The 16,187-nt window shown below is 61.4% G+C and carries 11 protein-coding genes; 3 read left to right on the forward strand and 8 right to left on the reverse strand.

Features of this window, described 5'->3' with window-relative positions:
- Positions 1-49 precede the first annotated feature (49 nt).
- The 5 genes from ATY75_RS00795 to ATY75_RS00815 form a co-directional block, all read right to left on the reverse strand.
- On the reverse strand, positions 50-1,501 hold the full coding sequence (locus tag ATY75_RS00795; RefSeq protein ID WP_088936061.1) for an NCS1 family nucleobase:cation symporter-1: 1,452 nt from the start codon (positions 1,499-1,501) through the stop codon (positions 50-52).
- Positions 1,502-1,644: 143 nt separating this feature from the next.
- Complete coding sequence (locus ATY75_RS00800; RefSeq protein ID WP_088936062.1) at positions 1,645-2,754, reverse strand: alpha/beta fold hydrolase; 1,110 nt, start codon at positions 2,752-2,754, stop codon at positions 1,645-1,647.
- A 163-nt stretch (positions 2,755-2,917) separates the two neighbouring features.
- A complete protein-coding gene (locus ATY75_RS00805) occupies positions 2,918-5,989 on the reverse strand; it encodes an efflux RND transporter permease subunit (RefSeq protein WP_088936063.1) in 3,072 nt (1,023 codons plus the stop codon).
- Positions 5,986-7,074: an efflux RND transporter periplasmic adaptor subunit gene (locus ATY75_RS00810; RefSeq protein ID WP_088936064.1), complete on the reverse strand. Its 1,089-nt coding sequence runs from the start codon at positions 7,072-7,074 to the stop codon at positions 5,986-5,988. The genes ATY75_RS00805 and ATY75_RS00810 overlap by 4 nt, the downstream gene beginning before the upstream one ends.
- Positions 7,071-8,144, reverse strand: coding sequence for an efflux RND transporter periplasmic adaptor subunit (locus ATY75_RS00815; RefSeq protein WP_088936065.1), 1,074 nt, complete (start codon positions 8,142-8,144; stop codon positions 7,071-7,073). The genes ATY75_RS00810 and ATY75_RS00815 overlap by 4 nt, the downstream gene beginning before the upstream one ends.
- 110 nt (positions 8,145-8,254) lie before the next feature.
- Here ATY75_RS00815 and ATY75_RS00820 point away from each other — a divergent pair, with 110 nt between their 5' ends.
- Positions 8,255-8,887 (forward strand): TetR/AcrR family transcriptional regulator, encoded by a 633-nt coding sequence (locus ATY75_RS00820; RefSeq protein ID WP_088936066.1) that lies wholly within the window; start codon positions 8,255-8,257, stop codon positions 8,885-8,887.
- A gap of 176 nt (positions 8,888-9,063) precedes the next feature.
- Positions 9,064-10,101, forward strand: a complete 1,038-nt coding sequence (locus tag ATY75_RS00825) for a LacI family DNA-binding transcriptional regulator (RefSeq protein ID WP_064844366.1) — start codon at positions 9,064-9,066, stop codon at positions 10,099-10,101.
- Positions 10,102-10,146: 45 nt separating this feature from the next.
- On the opposite strand, the gene ATY75_RS00830 is transcribed toward ATY75_RS00825, so the two are convergent.
- Complete coding sequence (locus ATY75_RS00830) at positions 10,147-11,175, reverse strand: helix-turn-helix domain-containing protein (RefSeq protein ID WP_064844368.1); 1,029 nt, start codon at positions 11,173-11,175, stop codon at positions 10,147-10,149.
- Positions 11,176-11,348: 173 nt separating this feature from the next.
- On the opposite strand from ATY75_RS00830, the gene ATY75_RS00835 reads away from it, so the two are divergent.
- The gene (locus tag ATY75_RS00835; RefSeq protein WP_088936067.1) at positions 11,349-12,500 is read left to right on the forward strand and encodes an ROK family transcriptional regulator; all 1,152 of its coding nucleotides are present in this window, start codon (positions 11,349-11,351) and stop codon (positions 12,498-12,500) included.
- Between the two features lie 145 nt (positions 12,501-12,645).
- Here the strand turns inward: ATY75_RS00835 and ATY75_RS00840 are convergent, their stop codons facing one another.
- A complete protein-coding gene (locus ATY75_RS00840; protein ID WP_088936068.1) occupies positions 12,646-14,568 on the reverse strand; it encodes a HAMP domain-containing methyl-accepting chemotaxis protein in 1,923 nt (640 codons plus the stop codon).
- Positions 14,569-15,133: 565 nt separating this feature from the next.
- Positions 15,134-16,180 carry a carbohydrate ABC transporter permease gene (locus tag ATY75_RS00845; protein ID WP_190241298.1) on the reverse strand — a complete coding sequence of 349 codons (1,047 nt, stop codon included), beginning with the start codon at positions 16,178-16,180 and terminating at the stop codon, positions 15,134-15,136.
- Positions 16,181-16,187 lie beyond the last annotated feature (7 nt).

The raw sequence follows: 16,187 nt of genomic DNA on the forward strand, positions 1-16,187 counted from the left end.
GGCACTCGACAGGAAAAGGCGCCCGGCATTGCCGGGCGCCTTTCGTTTGTCAGGAGGCGAAGGCCGGATTGCGCCGGGAACCCATTCTCAACACGAAATAGATCGCCCCGCCGATTCCGACGCCGAAGAACCAGCCATAGGTGCCCCACCAATCCGGCAGGATCGAGGTGAAGGTCGGCAGGATCGACGAGAAGAGCGCGCCCACAGCGAGTGCGATGAAAGCGTTGCCGTGCCATCCGCTCTGGAAGCGGAACTCGCCATTCCCATGGTAGAGCGCCTCGACATTCAGCTGGCTCTTCCGGATGAGGTAGTAGTCCACCATCATGATGCCGAAGATCGGCCCCATCGTCGAGCCGATGAAGTTGACGAAATGCGCCGCCCCCGTTTCCCAGGGAGCAAACGGATAAAGCACCAGCGCAATCAATGCGGCGATGTATCCGCCGCGTTTGAAGTTGATCTGTCGCGGGAAGACATTGGCGAAGTCGAAGGCCGGCGAAACGAAATTCGCCACGACGTTGATGCCGAGCGTTGCGATGGCGAATGTCAGCGCCGCAAGCAGCGCCAGGAACCAGCTGTCGAATTTCGCCGATATCATTTCCGGATGCAGCAGGACCTCGCCATAGACGGTGAAGGCGGCGGTGGTCGTCACACCCGCGACAAGGCAGAACGCCAGGAGGTTGATGGGCAGACCCCAGAGGTTCCCCTTGCGCAGCGCCTTTTCGCTCGTGGCGTAACGCGAGAAATCGCAGAAGTTCAGGTAAAGCGCTGCGAAATAGGTGATCCAGGTGGCGGCCACCGCGGCAAGTGCTGCGATCGAGCCGGGCTCGCCCGGCACGCCGGCATCCTTGGTCTTCTCGATCAGCACGTCGCGCGGGATTTCCGAGCCGAAGGAGAAGGTACCCGACTTGACGACCAGATAGACGGCCAGGATCAGCATCATGATCCAGACGGCCGGACCGGCCCAATCCTGGAACTTGCGAACCGTTTCCATGCCCCGCTGGATGATCAGCAGCTGCAGCGCCCAGACGATGACGTAGCAGATGAGTTCGAGGGTGGAGTGGCCGAGCATATGGCTGTTCTGATGGAAGGCGAGCAGGCTCTCGTTTCGGATCAGAAGAGCGACGATGGCGCCGGATGCGGCGGCGGTCTGCGCGCCATACCAGAAGCAGGCGACCACCGCCCGGACAAGGGCCGGAACGTTGGCGCCGAACGTGCCGAAGGAGGCGCGCGCCAGAACCGGAAAGGGTACGCCGGTGCGCACGCCGGCATTGCCGACCAGGCTCATCAGCACAAAGATGACGAGCGAGCCGATGCCGATGGCGATGACGAAATTGACGAAGCTGCCGCACAGCAGGAACAGGCTTGCCGCCAGATAGTAGCCCCACAGACTGTGAACATCAGATGTCCAGACGTTAAAGATACTGAACGCACCCCATTTGCGCTCCTCGGCGGGTGCAAGATCCTCGTTGTATAACGAGGGAGACGGATTTCGAATGCTCATGAATGCCCTCCCATATCCCCTGAGGCCGACTCGGCCACGAATGAAAGTGTGCTCCCCATTTAGGCATCTGACAATTTAATAGTCACATTGTACACAATGTCGGCGGCCGCGCTGTACAGATCCTCCTGAGCCCGCCGGGCTGTTCACTGCGCGCCGATGACACGTCCGGCCAGGCGAAACGGGCTTGCGACTGCAGCGCCGGCCGCATCGAAGACATAGGCGCCGACATCGCCGGCGGATGCACGCCTGCCGCTTTCGAAGGAGGCAAGCTGCGCACCGAACTTGGCGAGCGACGCATAGCGGTCGTGTCCCAGCCCGTCCGACGCCTGGATCGACGTGATGTCGATGACCCGAAGCCTTTCCCTTAAGGCTGCCTCCTCGATGACGGGATCGTCGATGTCGAGCCGTCCGACGCGCGGCCGCTCTCCGGCGATAAAGCTCGACGCGACGAGCGCCCGGTCGTCCTTGGAAACGAGCAGGGATATGGGGATCGGCATTCTCCCGATATCCGCCAGTTGGGAGCGGAAGACATCGACGTCGATATCGGGGGCAGCCAGCACCACCGCCAGTTTGCCGATGACATCGTCGCGATGCTGCAGCTTGAGCTGCCGCACCGTTTCCATGACCAGGAACCCGCCCATGCTATGGCCGAAGAGGATGATGCGTTTCACCTTGCCGGAAGCAGAGAGCGAGGTGACGAGGGTTTCGAGTTCGCTGCGCGAGGACAGCGCTGCGTCGCGGTCGGCGACATAGCCGGCAACGGCGGCGGCCGACGGCCAGGAAAACAGGATGGGCGCACCCTGAATTTTTGCGTCCGCGGCAATCTGCGCGGTGCGAAACAGCGCTTCCTGATAACTGTAATTGTAGCCGTGCACGAAGATGCCGATGGTGCCGTCGGATTGCATAGAACGGATTGCCTCCTGCACGAAGGCATCCTTTGGCAGCTGCTTACGGGTGGTGACGGCAAACTGCCGGTCGGGATCGGGCTTTGACGTCGGATAGGTGATCACCGTTCCCTTCCTGCCGGGAGGGACTGAAAATTCGTATTGTTCATAGGTAAGGGTCTCGGACCACGCGCTCCCGAACCCGCCCCGCACGGCATCCGGGTTCCGGTTGGTCGCAGCCAGGACGCTCACCCGGTCCGAATTGACTTCGGAACGAAGCGCCTCATTCAGGTGAACCGGCTTCAGAACCTCGGGCGACGGCCTTGTGGAGCAACCCGATAGCATGACCAGCGCGACTGCCGCTAACATTCCCGGGCCCGCTTTCGGCAGCAATTTCAAACGCCGTTTCACTATCGACCCTCTCCTTCCAAGCCGTGGTACCGCACCCTGCTCCGGTGTGGGACGGCTTTGCCTTTGCCATCCCACACATTGCGTCCCGGTCCGTGTTGCAAGCCGTGGCTGCATGAACTGTTCATGCCTCCGCCGCGGCATCGGCCGGGACAGTTTCATCCCTCGGGATCCTGAACCATGCGACATAGAGCGCCGGCAAGAACAGCAGGGTGAGCGCGGTTCCCACAACGATGCCGCCCATCATGGCGTAGGCCATCGGCCCCCAGAAGATCTCGCGCGAGATCGGGATCAGCGCCAGCGTGGCGGCCGCCGCAGTCAGCATGATCGGCCGCATGCGGTGCTCGGTCGCCTCGATGACCGCCTGCCACGCCGCGACACCTTCGGCGCGCAGATGCTCGATCTGCACGACGAGGATGACCGAGTTGCGGATCAGGATGCCGATTAGCGCCAGTATGCCAAGGATTGCGACGAAGCCCATAGGGGAATTGCTGAGCAAGAGCGCCGCGACCACGCCGATCAGCGCCGTCGGCGCCACTGCGAAGACCAGGAAGAGTCGGCTGAAGCTCTGCAGCTGGATCATCAGGATCGTCGCCATGATGAACAGCATCAGCGGAGCCACCGCCGCGATCGGCCCCTGGGCCTCGGCGCTCGATTCGACCGCGCCCCCCACTTCCACCTTGTATCCCACCGGCAGGTTCTTCTGGAACTCCTCAACCTTCGGCTTAAGCTGGTCGACGATCGTGGCCGGCTGCGTCGCACCGATGACGGCCGCCTTCAGCGTGATGGTCGGCTGCCGGTCGCGACGCCAGATCGTCGGCTGCTCGAGCTCGTAGCGGAAGTTCGCCACCGCCGAGAGCGGCACGACCTTGCCGTTGGAGGTCGACAGCTGCAGATTCTCGAGCGTCTGGATGGAGTCGCGCTCGGAAGCCCTGGCGCGCCCTATGACATTCACCAGATAGATGTCATCGCGGATCTGTGTAGCGGTGGAGCCTTCGACGATACCGTTGAGGGCAGTCGCAATGTCCTCGGAGGAGACGCCGAGTTGGCGCGCCTTGTCCTGCAGCACATCGACCTTGACCACACGCGAGGGCTCGTTCCAGTCCAGCACCATGTTCGACAGCAGCGGATGCTGCCCGACGACGCCGGCAAACTGCTGGGAGACATCCCGGACCTTCTGGATATCGGGGCCGCTGATGCGGTACTGGACCGGTTTACCCACCGGCGGGCCGATATCGAGAAGCTTCACGAAAGCGTCGGTGCCTGGGAAGGTTTTCGTCAGATAATCCTGCAGTTCCGCCCGCACCTTGTCGCGCACGTCGAGGCCTTTGGTGACGATCACTGTCTGCCCGAACGACACGTCGGGCGTCTGCACGTCGAAGGAGAGGATAAAGCGCGGGGCGCCCTGGCCGACATAGGTCGTCCAATGATCGACATCCTTGTTATCGGCCAGCATTTCCTTTTCGAACCTGGCCATCTGCCTGTTGGTCTCGGCAATCGAACTGTTGTGCGGCAGGTTCCAGTCAATGATCAGTTCGGGCCTGTCGGAATTGGGGAAGAACTGCTGCTGCACCAGCCCCATGCCGCCGATTGAGAGGCCGAAGACGCCGACCGTCAGGATGATGGTGATCCAACGCCAGCGCATCGCCAACCCGAGGAGCCAGGAGAAAACGGCGGCAAAGCGGCCCTTCTTTTCGTGATGCGACTTCATGGTCTTCGGCAGGATGGTGACGCCAAGAAGCGGCGTGAACAGCACCGCCACGACCCAGGAAACGACCAGCGAAACCGCGATGACCACGAAAAGCGTGAAAGTGAATTCGCCGGCGGCGCTGTTGTTGAGACCGACGGGAATGAAGCCCGCGACGGTGACGAGCGTTCCCGTCAGCATCGGAAAGGCGGTCGACGTATAGACGTAGGTTGCTGCTTTCCTCAAATCGTCGCCCGCCTCCAGCCGGGCCACCATCATCTCGACGGCGATCATGGCGTCGTCGACGAGGAGCCCGAGCGCGATGATCAGCGCGCCGAGCGAGATGCGCTGCAGCGAGATGCCGGAATATTCCATCACCACGAAGGTGATCGCCAGCACGAGCGGTATGGAGATCGCCACCACCATGCCGGCGCGAAGGCCGAGACTGATGAAGCTGATGACGAGCACGATGACGATCGCTTCGAAGAGCGCGCGGGTAAAGCCCGAAACCGCTTCATCGACGACCTGCGGCTGGTCGGAAACACGGTGGACATCCACGCCGATCGGAAGATCGGCGACGACGCGTTTCATCTGCGCATCGAGCCCTTCGCCGAATTCCAGCAGGTTTGCGCCCTGCTTCATGCCGATGGCAAGCCCGATCGCCGGTTGGCCGTTGAAACGGAACAGCGCCGACGGCGGATCGACGTAGCCGCGCTTGATCGTGGCGACATCGGTCAGCGGGAAGAAACGGTCGTTGATGCGAAGGTTGATCGACCGCAGGCTTTCCTCGGAGGTGAACTGTCCGCTCACCCGCAAGGCGATGCGCTCAGGCCCGGCATCGACGAAGCCGGATTGCGTCACGGCATTCTGCGCCTGCAGGGTCTGGATGACCGACTGCTGGTCGATGCCGAGGGCCGCGATCTGGCGGGTGGAGAATTCGAGATAGATCGCCTCGTCCTGCGCGCCGACCACATCGACCTTGCCGACATTCGGCACGGTCAGAACCTCGGAACGGGCATTTTCCACGAGATCACGAAGCTGGCGCTGGGTCAGCCCGTCGCTGGTGAAGGCATAGATGTTTCCGAATACGTCGCCGAAGCGGTCGTTGAAGGAAGGACCGACGACACCGGTCGGAAAATCGCCCTTGATATCGGCGATCATGTTGCGGATGCGCAGCCAGGTCGGCGCGACGTCCCTGGCCTTGGTCGTCGGCAGCAGCTCGACGAAGACGGTCGTCTGGCCGGCAACGGTCTCGCTCTTGGTGTAATCGAGCGATTCCAGTTCCTGGAGCTTCTTTTCGATCCGATCGGTCACCTGGCGCGTCACCTCATCGGCGGAGGCGCCCGGCCACTGCGCGGTGATCACCATGGTCTTGATGGTGAAGTTCGGGTCTTCCTCGCGGCCGAGGTTCAGATAGGAGAAAGCGCCTGCGAGAATGAAGACGATCATGAAGTACCAGACAAGCGAACGGTGTTCGAGCGCCCAGTCGGAGAGGTTGAAGGACTTCACTGGCTGATCTCCTGGTCGATCCTGATGGCCTGGCCATCCTCAAGTTTATGCACGCCGGCCACGACCACCCGTTCTCCGGCTGCGAGCCCTTCGGTGACGCGGACGGTGCCGGCGTCGGAGATGTCGCCGTCGATCTTCACGCGGCGAAGCGCGACCTTCTTGCCGGGCACGTCGACGATCCAGACGCTCGGGCCGTCGGTAGCGGCAAGGATTGCGGAAGACGGCAGCACGATCTCTGGATCGGCGGCGACGGTGGCCGAAGCCGATATCACGGCGCCCAGCCTGAAGGCTTCGGGCGGATCGCTCAGCGCAATCTTGGTCCGGCTCGTGCGTGTGGCCGTCTCCGCCTCCGGCGCGATCTCCCGCACCACTCCCGACGTGAGAATTGAGGGATCGAGCTGCAGCGTCACCTCGAAAGGCGCGCCGATCTTCAACCTCTGGGCGGCGCCCTGCGGCACGTCGACCACGGCGTCGCGCTTGTCCGGCCGCGCGATGGTGACGACGGTCTGACCGGCAGAGACGACCTGCCCGACCTCGGCCGAGGTCGCCGTCACCACCCCGTCGAACTCCGCCTGAAGCTGGGCATAGCCGAGTTGCTCCTTGGCCTTGTCGAGATTGGCCTGCGCCTTGGCGACGGCAGCGGCGGCGGTCCGTCTCGCCTGCTCGGCCTCTTCGAGCGCGGCCTCGGTGCCGGAGCGCGACTCGAGCAATGCGCGCTGGCGCTGCTCGGTGGTCACCGCGTTTCTGAGCTGAGCGTCGCTGTTTTCCACGTCAGACTGGGCGCTGCGCACCGCAAGCTCCAGCCCCAGCGGATCGATGGCGGCAACCACGTCGCCCTTCTTGACGACATCCCCGACATTGACATTGCGGGCGATCATTCGCCCGAGAATCCGGAAACCGAGTTCGGTTTCAATCGTCGGCTCGATCGTGCCGGTCAGGCTGAGCCTCGAAGCGGACGTCTGCTTGACGGTCACGGACAGCACCGGACGAGGCGCCTCCTCCCCGCCCTCTTCTTCCTTCGGCGCGCAGGAGGAAACCAGCGCCGTGCCCACCATCAGTGCGACTATCTTGAGACGAATACTCACTTGGAAGCTTCCTTGAGATAAGACACGATTTCACCGGGCCTGAGAAACTTGGTTCCGTCGGTCACCACGGCCTCTCCTGTCGAGACGCCCGATTTCACGATGAAGCTGCCGGTCTCGTAACCGGCAACCTCGACCGCCCTGACCGAAACTGCCGACGATGCGGGATCGACGATCCAGACGGCCGGTTTGCCGTCCTTGGAGGTCATGGCCGACCAGGGCAATTGGATGACATCCTGCGGGACGTAAGTGAATCGCCCGACGACGGGAGCGCCGAGCGGAATGGGAGCATCGCTTGTTATCGCGACCTTGACCCTGATCGTGCCGGTGGAAGAATCGATCGTCGGAGAAATTTCGCGGACCTTCGCCGTGATCTTCTGCGAAGGTTCCGACAGAAGGGTCACGGTTCCATCGCCGTCCACCGGACGCAGGAACGCGCTTTCGACCACTTCGAACACGGCGTCACGGTCGCCGTCATGAGCAAGGGTGAAGACGAGCTGGGCTGCCTGCGCCACCTGCCCTACTTCGGCATTGCGGGCGGTGATCACACCGTCGGCATCCGCCTTCAACTCCGTGTAGGACAGAGTGTCCTGAGCGGTTTCCAACAGTGCCTGCGCCGACTTCGCCGATGCCTGCGCGGTCAGAAGCGCCTCCTGCGCCTGATCGAGCGCGGCCCGCGTCGTCACCTGCGTTCGAAACAGGCTCTGCTGGCGATCGAATGCAAGCTGCGCCTGGGTCTGCTGCGCCTCAGCGGACTGAAGATTGGCGGCGGCCACATCCAGGTCGGCCTTCTGCTCTTCCGGATCGATGCGCGCCAGCAGCTGGCCCGCCTTCACGCTCTGCCCGACCTCCACCAGCCGCTCGACGATCTTGCCGCTGACGCGGAAGGACAGATCGGTCTGGATACGGGCCCGGACTTCTCCAGTCAGCGCGCCGCCCTCGGCCAACGGCTCAGACTTGGCCACGACGACGCCGACCTGCCGCGGGATCGGCTCTGTCGGCCCGCCCGAATCGCTGCATGATCCGAGACCGATGGCGCATACGATCGCAGTGGCGATCAGAATGGTTCTCATAGTTGACCTCTTGCTCTCAACGGCAGCTGCTATATAATTGACTGACGCATTAGTCAATGAAACTTTGCGTCGCAGGGACGAGGGCGCGCGCAACAGCAGGGAGGCGGGAAATGCCAGCTCAGAAGAAGCTCACACGCGCGGAACAGAAGGCGCTACGGCCCATCCAGATACTGGATGCCGCCTTCGAAGAATTCGTCAAATGCGGTTTTGCCGGCACGCGTGTCGAAGACATCGCCGACAGGGTCGGCGTCACCAAGGGCACGGTCTATGTCTACTTCGAAACCAAGGAAAAACTATTCGAAGCCATGATCAACCACTTCTCCGTGCCGTTTCAGGAGCTGGTGGTGATCGCCGATCGGCTCAGCGGCAGCGCTGCCGAGAGACTGACGTCCATTCTCGGCCTCTTCTACGAGCAAATTCCCGAGGACCGCGCGACGCGCGAATTGACGCGGCTGGTTATTTCGGAGGGACAGCGTTTCCCCGACCTGATCGATCGCCACCACGATCAGTTCATAGCGCCGATCATCGCCAAGATCGACGCCCTCATCCTGGAGGGCGTGGCGGCGGGCGAGTTTCGCCCAGTTCCGGTGGAATTCTCCGAGATCGTGGTCGCGCCCATCCTGACGACGACGGTGCTGCGGCTGATATTCGACGATCGCCGCGTGCCCACTCCCAACAAGGAGGCCTTCCTGCGAACCTATTTCGACCTGCTGTTCAACGGTCTGCTCGCCAAGCCCCAGTAATCGCCAAGGGCTCCGAGCACAGCGGTCACTGCTCGTTTGCAGCATCGCTGCGGCCGGTTTTCGCCGAAAGCGCAAAAATAGGCCAAGGCGCACGTAGCTTTTCTGAAGTCTTTATGTGAAAACATCGCGTTAGCTTGTGTCTTCGAAGGTACAACCTCAATTCGCGACGGAATAAGGTGGAACGCAAAGTCAATCTCAAGGATGTCGCGCGCGACGCGGACGTTTCGCTGAGCACGGCCTCGCACGCGCTGAACGGAACCGCGCCGCTGACGGTCGAAGTGCGCGAAAGGGTTCTGGATTCGGCCAAACGCCTAGGGTATCTCGACCGCCGCCGGAAGAAGGCGACGATCGCGGCACTGCGCGTCCTGCTTCTTGCCATTCCCGGCGATGCCGCGCCGGAGAGCGACCTCAACCTGGTGAGCTGGACGATCCTCAACGGCCTCAGGAAGGAGTGCGAGCGTCGCGGCATCCGGATCGTGCCTTTCGTCAGCACCGGCCGGCGCATCGACGGCGCTCAGGTCAGGCAGATCGCGCTCTCCGAGCGCGCCGACGGCATCGTGGTGCTGAACGACGATCAGCCGGAACTCATCCGCAGCCTCTCCTCCCCTGACATGCCTGTTGTCATCGTCAACGGCGAGGATCCGGCCATGCTGGTCGATACGGTGACACCGGAAAACCGCTTCGGCGCCAGGCTCGGCATCGAGCACCTGCTGGCGCTCGGACATCGCCGCATCCTGCACCTGACCTGGAAGGGCCGCACGACGATCCAGCGCCGATATGACGGTTTTTCCGATGCCTATTTCGCCGCGCAGCTTCCGGTGCCCGAAGACATGATCGTCGAGGCCGAAGGATATGAGCCTCGTCACGGCGAGGCTGCCATCAACGCGCTGCTTGACCGCGATCCCACGATGAAAGGCGCCACCGCCGTCTTCTGCGCCGCCGACAATCTGGCGCTCGGCTGCCTGAAGGCATTGGCCGATCGCGACATAGGCGTGCCTGAAGCGATCTCCGTGCTGGGCTTCGACGATATCGTCCCCGGCGAATTCAGCCGTCCGCCGCTTTCAACGGTCAGCGTCCCCACCGACAAGCTCGGCGCCGCCGCCTTGGCGCTCATCGAACAGAGGCTGATCGCCAACGATCCGCAGCGGCCGGCCCATCGCCTGGAACTCGGTTGCCACCTCGTCCTGCGCGGCAGCATCGCACCGCCGCGCTAAAAACTTGTCGGAAAGTCTGAGAACCTCGAAGGCTCGATGCCTGCACTAACGCAGGCGCTCCGCCCGCAGGCGTGTATCCCGCGGACTTTCGCCGAAGGTGCTGCGGTAGATGATGGAGAACCTGCCCGCATGTGCGAACCCCCATATCATGCAGATTTCGCGGACGGATCGCTGGTTGGTTGGATCCCGCAATTGCTCACGGGCGGCTTGCAGCCGGATCGTGCGCAGATAACCCGCCGGCGAAGTTCCCCTGAAGGCTTTGAAGCCTGTCTGCAACGCGCGAAGTGAAACGCCGACATCGTCGGCGACCATCGTCATGGTGAGAGGCTCTGCGATATTGGCATGCATATAGTCGATGGCACGCCGGACATGCCAGGGCGCGACCAACGACACTTTCTTTTTTTCCAGATGGCCGGACAGACGGTGGTGGCCAAATCGGATTACAAGATGAGCGAGCGTTTCGCTCATCGTTGCCATGGCGAGAGGAGAAGACAGAAGCGGACCGCCGTTGCGCATGCCCTGCACGACCGTCTGGACCAGATTGCCGATAAGCTGGCCCGACTGTGTCGCAAGATCCAGGATGGGCTCAAGGTCGAGCGATTCGGAAAGCGGCGTCTCCACCAGCGAAACGAGCATCCGCCTGACGACCTGCCAATCCAGGAAGAGAACGTCCGAGCTGTGCGGACCTTGGATGAAGCGATCACCCACCTCATGGTTGTTGGCCATGAGAAGATGATCCGCCCCGCTTTCAACCATCCTTTTTCCGATCGACAATCGAAAAGATCCCGTCTGCGGCAGATAAAACGCGAGGTGTTGCGGCGTTTCGTCGAGCGTTCGGAGTTTCCAGGAACTCTGGTACACCGAATGAATCACCGTGAATGGCTCGGTCCTCCTCAGGTCCGCCGCCCAGGCGAAAGTCCGGTCGTCACTCAGCGGTTGCGCGCCGAAAACCCCGTATCCTGACGAAAACGCTTGAACCATCGATTCGAAGTTGGTGCCTTCATGAGTGGGCACGAACCCATAACCCTCAGGTTCAAGAACGCGGGCTGTATTCTCGGGTCTCAATGAAATCATGCAACTCGATTCTTTTCTCTAGCCACACGAGACGCCATCTCGGACTGGCCTGACCAATCTTGATGCGGTAAGCAGGATCACCAACACCATGGATGAATTTCCTTGCCTCTGATGGAAATAAAGCGTCCCCTCCTTAGCTTCACACTCACAGTGTAAATCAAAACGATCCGAAAATGAAGTACGTTCCTCTAAACCATGTCGCGGCACATTTTCTGCGAGACGTACAACCGGCGCGGGTTGCCTCCCGCAACGAACGGGATCTCTTGCGGTTGATCTGGAAGTCTCCCGGGATCGAGCGCTCCGACCTGACCGAGCCGCTCGATCTCACCCAGCAATCCTTGCACAGGATCGTCGCCCGGCTTCATGAGCGCGGAATGATCGTCTTTTCGCATTCGGAGGGCCGGCGGCCGGGTCCGCCCAGTCCGGAGCTGACCCTTCGAAAGGATTGGTGCCTGACGCTTGGCATCTCGGTGAACGTCGGCTCGATCGGCCTTTGCCTCATGGGTTTCGGCGAACCTCTGGAAAACATGGAAATCCCGCAAGCCGGCGCCTCGCTGTCGGTGGAACTGGAACGCATCGAAGCGGCGGTCGAAAACATTCTTGCCCGCCGCGGCGCCACACGGCGCGATGTCCTCGGCGTCGGTCTCGCGGTAGCCGGCCACCGCATGCTGGAGACGGCCTTCAACTGTCCTCTGCCGCTTGCTCATTGGTCATTGATAGATCTGGCGCCTTTGCTTGGGAAACGGCTTGGCCTGCCGGTCTGGGCAGACAATGTCGCCAGGACCGCCGCTTTGGCGGAAGCAATTTTCGGCGTTGGCCGCGATGTCGCGGATTTTGCCTATATCGCCCATCTTCATGGTTATGGCGGCGGCCTGGTTTCCGGGGGCATGCCGTTTCGCGGCAGTTTCGGCAACGCCGGCGAATTCTCCGTTCTCTTTGCGCGTCAGGATTACGACGACCGTCCCGCACTCGGCCAATTGCTCGAATTTCTTCGCAGCAAGGGGTGCTCGGACCTGACCCTCAAGGATCTGAAGGACGAAACGCTGGTAGATTGGGACGGCGTTCGCGAATGGGTCGACCGCGTCATGCCGGCCCACAATCGCGCCATCAATGCGATCTGCGCAATATTCGATCCGGCCCTCATCGTCCTTGGCGGCGAGCTTCCGCCTTCGCTGGCGAGAATGCTTATCGAACGGACCGAATTCAACAATCTGCCTCGGCATGGCGTATTGCGCGACGTTCCCAGCCTTGCCGTGGCACAGATCATCGACGCCCCCGGCGCAATCGGGGCAGCCCTGATCCCACTCTTCGAAACCGTTTTGTGATTTCTTTCCCCGCGGCCGCGCCCTTGATGACGCGGATTCCCGGGCATTGCCTAAAAACGAATTCGGAGCGGCCTAGGCAAGCCTGAGCCGCTCCTGTCTGACGCAGCAGGGTCGAGACGCCCCTGCCCGTGTCATGGTGCCGATATCAGAACTCGGCCCATTCTTCCTGTTTCAGAGCCACATTGCCGCGCGAGACAGGGCGGTTGGCACTGAGGTCGCGCGCCGGCGATGCCATGGCCGATGCGGTCTTGTGCAGGGCTGCGGCCTGGGAGATGCTGCTGTCGCCGAGCTGGAACCGGCCGATCAGATCGCGAAGGCGACCGGCCTCGGTGGCAAGGGTTGCACTCGCCGCGTTGCTTTCCTCGACCATCGCCGCATTCTGCTGCGTGACCTGATCCATCTGATTGACGGCGGTATTGACCTCTGAAAGCCCGAGGGACTGTTCCTTCGCCGATGTGGCGATCGCATCCATGTGCTGGTTGACCGTGACGATATAGTCTTCGATCGTCTTCAGCGCCTGGCCGGTTTCGCTGACAAGCTTGACGCCGCTCTCCACTTCGACCGAGGAGTTACGGATCAGGTCCTTGATTTCCTTTGCCGCCTGCGCCGATCTCTGGGCAAGTTCGCGTACCTCCTGCGCGACGACCGCAAAACCCTTGCCGGCATCGCCGGCACGCGCCGCTTCCACGCCGGCGTTCAGCGCCAGCAGGTTGGTCTGGAAGGCGATCTCGTCGATCACGCCGATGATGTTGGAAACCTGGTTCGAGGACTGCTCGATCTTCTGCATGGCATGGACCGCGTCCGCAACCACCTTGCCTGATTGAACGGCGCTGGTATTGGCCTGCACCGCCACCGTGCGGGCTTCGTCGGCGCGCTTCGAGGAGTTCGAAACATTCGCGGTGATCTGGTCGAGGGCGGCGGCGGTCTCCTCCAACGAGGCGGCCTGCTGCTCGGTGCGCTTGGCAAGATCCTGGGCGCTGATGCTGATCTCCCGTGTGCCGCTGTCGATCTGGCCGGTCGACTGCGCGACCGCCCTGAGCGTCTGCTGAAGCTGGTTGACGGCCGCGTTGAAGTCGGCCCTCAGGCTTTCGAAATCCGGCGCGAAGGACTGGGTCAACTGATAGCCGAGGTCTCCGCCGGCCAGATGCTTCAGACCGTCGGCAAGACCGGAGGTCGCCTGCGCCATCTGCTCGGCGCGCAGCCTGTCGGCCTCCGCCTTCTGCCGGCGCTCGTCTTCGGTCATATTGCGGTTGGCGGCCGCCTCTTCTTCCAGCCGCCTGTTGGCCAGGCCGTTGGCCCGGAAGACTTGGACGGCAGCAGACATTTCGCCGATTTCGTCGCCGCGGTCGGCACCAGGAATATCGAGGGCGAGGTTGCCGCCGGCAATGGCGCCCATCGTTTCGGTCAAGCTACGGATCGGTCGCACGATCTGCCCGATGCTGATTGCTGTCCCGAGGCCCAACGATATGAGCGCGCCGATCGCCAGCACGATGTAGCTGGTGGCGATCGTTTCATTGGTCACGGCGCTCGCAGCATCATTTTTCCGCTGCAACTCCGCCTTTGCCCAATCGTAGAGTTCGGTCGCGTCGCCATCGAACTTCAGTCTTGCAGTCTTGAAATCCTCGCCTGCCAGCTGCAGAGCCGTGACATTGTCACTGGCCATGGACGCTTTCACGATGGCCGGCGTCGTCGCCCTCAGGGCTTGCAGATCCGATTTAAGGTCGTCGAATCGCGCCTTTTCACTGGGGTAATGGCTTGTTGCGTCAGCGATGAATCCAGCGGTTTCATCGAATACCTGCGCCAGTTCACTTTCCGATTTCTTCATGCTGTCCACATCCGGCTCGGCAATGAGGCGAAAGAGAACGCGCCCGATCGAGTCCGAATTGCCGGTAATTTCAGCAAGCCTGTTGGTCCCGCTTGCATCGATGTCGAGAAGCGCGCTGTAGGCGTCGTCGATCGACCGCAGCTGTGTCGAGACATAGAGGCTGATGCCGATCCCGATGATGACGATCAAAGTCGTCAATCCCAGCAGCTTTGAACCTATTTTGAGAGACTTCAGGGAGATCATGATACTGTTCCAGTGGTGGGCGTCAGATATTTGAATGAAATCCAGAATCGCACCCGCTCCGCATTCCGGCCTTGCATAACTGGCAACGGGAAGCATGCATTCATTTTACAGACAATATATCTTCGCGTTTATAGAATATTAGAACGATATTTATTATAATTTTCGATGCAAAACACCCGCCGCCCCAGCAGCTCCACGCACCGATGTTTATCATTCCAGGAAAATGACAGAGATATTTCGGCCGATCATGGCCGTATTTATTGTTGTGCCTGTCTGACACCAGAAATTGCACGCGGAAATTAAGATGGTGTAAACGATACTTGAGCGTTGCCGTCTGCGCTCGATAATATGCGCATTTCGGATAGGTCCGTATAATTCGTACAGCCTGAACGAGAAATTTCGCCCAGAAAATGGGCATTACCCCTGGAAGCCACGCGCAAAGATCAAGGCAGGAAGCCGCCGCATCCAGTCGGATGCGGCGGGCTTTGGCCGGCGCGAGTAGAGTGGAATGCGGTCTTCAATGCTTGGGAGGATATTGCTCCACGTCTCCATGCGCCAGGTCGTTTCACTTCATCCCTGTTCCCGCGATACCGGTGGTGATGTATTTCTGCAGGAACAGAAAGACGACGGTGACGGGCAGCAGGCTGAGGAAGGTCATCGCCAGGATATAGTGCCACTGCACGGAGAACTCTCCCTGGAAGGCATTCAAGCCGACCTGCAGCGTAAAGTTCTCGCGGCTATTGAGGACGATGAGCGGCCAGAGGAAGTCGTTCCAGCGCCAGAGCACGGAGAAGATCGCCAGCACTGCGAGAGCAGGTGCCGTCAGCGGCAGGATGATGCGCCAGAAGATGCAGAATTCGCTCGCCGCATCGACGCGCGCCGCCTCGATCAGCTCGTCGGGGATGGTCAGCATATATTGCCGCAGCAGAAAGACAGCCGTCGGAGAGGCGACCGTCGGCAGGATGACGCCCCAGAGGTTGTCGGCGAGCCCGACCCCGACGATGACGAGATAGGCCGGCACCATGACGACGGCGAGCGGAATCATCAGGGTCGAAATGATGATCACGAAGACCGTCGTGTCGCCTTTGAATTTATATTTCGACAGCGCGAAGGCCGCCATGGCGTTGACGATCAGCGTCAGCAGCGTCGCAATCACAGTGACGAACACTGAATTCTTCAGAAAGGTCAGAAAGTTGAAGCGCGTCAGCGGATCGGTGTAGTTCTCGGTGGCGACGGTCAGATGCTGCACCGGCGTCATCCCTTTGACGTCGACGCTGACCGGCGGTCCGGGATTTGCAGGATCGACCATCTGGGCCTTGAGGCCGATGCGCCGCACCATGGCCATTTCGCGCTGCTGGCCGTCGACGGTAACCTGCCAGAGGCTGAGCGGCTTGTCGAAGCCTGGCACGGTCTGCTCCACGGCGGCGCGCGGAAGCAGCGTCGGCGGAAAGCGGGTGATCTCGGCCGCCGGCTTCAGCGAGGAGAGGCCGGCCCAGACGACGGGAACGAGCACGGCGAGCGTTCCGCCGATCAGCCAGACCCATGACAGAATATCGGTGATGTCGATGCGTCCGGCCCGGCGCGTGCGCGAGAGAAAGCGGATCGGGTTCATAGAGCTG

It is taken from the genome of Rhizobium sp. N122 (assembly GCF_002211295.1).
Classification (GTDB): domain Bacteria; phylum Pseudomonadota; class Alphaproteobacteria; order Rhizobiales; family Rhizobiaceae; genus Rhizobium.